A 1017-nucleotide genomic window follows, 5' to 3' on the forward strand; every position below is an offset into this window, starting at 1 on the left:
GCCGCGGCCGATAGTGAGCTCGGCATGGACCCTGCGGGCACCGTAGATGCCGTGACACTCGGTGTGGATCTGGGTGATGAGGTCGGTCAGCATCGAGTGCCTGATCGAACGCTCAGACCGCGCCCGGCTCCTGCTCTCGTAAAAGCCTGCCTCGGACACGGCTAACACCCGGCAAGCCACATGGACAGGTAGACCCTCCGCGGCGATCACCTCGACCGCCGCGCGCCTTCTTTTGGGCTGGTCTGCTCCTTCAGCAGGTCAACGGCGCGCCGCGCGACCTTCAGCTCGGTCTCAAGCTCAGCGATCCGCTTCTTTGCAGCCGACAGCTCGCCCTTCTCCGCCGTTGTCAGCCCAGGCTGGACGCCGCGGTCGACGCGGTCCTGGCGTCGCCAGTTGTAGATCGTCTGGTCGCTGACGTCGAGATCGTGCGCGATGCTGGCCACTGTTCTCCCCTCGGCCAGTAGGTCGAGGACCTTCCGCCGGAACTCGGCCGGATAACCCGGTCGTCCCATCTGAACCTCCTAGTGTCATGCACCAGAATCCAGTAACTCAGACGCCGTAGAACCCGGGGCACACCAGAGCCTCCATCAGACCCAGTGCGGTTCAACAATGTGTGGTGCGGTCATCGTGATGACTCCATTCGAGAGTGCTGTGAGAGGTTCACTCGAAGGATCACGCGGTGGCCGCTTCATCGTCTGCCGTACACGCCGGTGACGATCCTGGCGACCGCGCTACACCACTATCAGGGACTCAACTCGCATCATCAGCAGCTCCACCTTGTCTTCGCGTTCCTCGGCTCGAAGCTGGGTCTGAATGATCCCCGTGAACACTTGAACTGATTGATACGTCGCCGCGATCGCCCGACGACCCCCTGACAATTCCGACGAACTCGGGACTGTCCGACGAACGGTGTAAGTGGCGGTTTCCATGTCAGCGGTCCTCGGCGGCTGGCATGCGGTCTGCGAAGGTGATGGCGAAGGCGTTCAGCGCGGGCTTCCACCTCATCGTCCATCTTGT

Annotated in this window: 1 protein-coding gene; it reads right to left on the reverse strand. The window is 62.4% G+C overall.

The features are described from left to right. Nucleotides 1–206 precede the first annotated feature (206 nt). A complete protein-coding gene (locus CGZ93_RS14015; protein ID WP_094364513.1) occupies nucleotides 207–512 on the reverse strand; it encodes a transposase in 306 nt (101 codons plus the stop codon). Nucleotides 513–1017 lie beyond the last annotated feature (505 nt).

Source organism: Enemella dayhoffiae, assembly GCF_002250625.1.
Taxonomy (GTDB): Bacteria; Actinomycetota; Actinomycetes; order Propionibacteriales; family Propionibacteriaceae; genus Enemella; species Enemella dayhoffiae.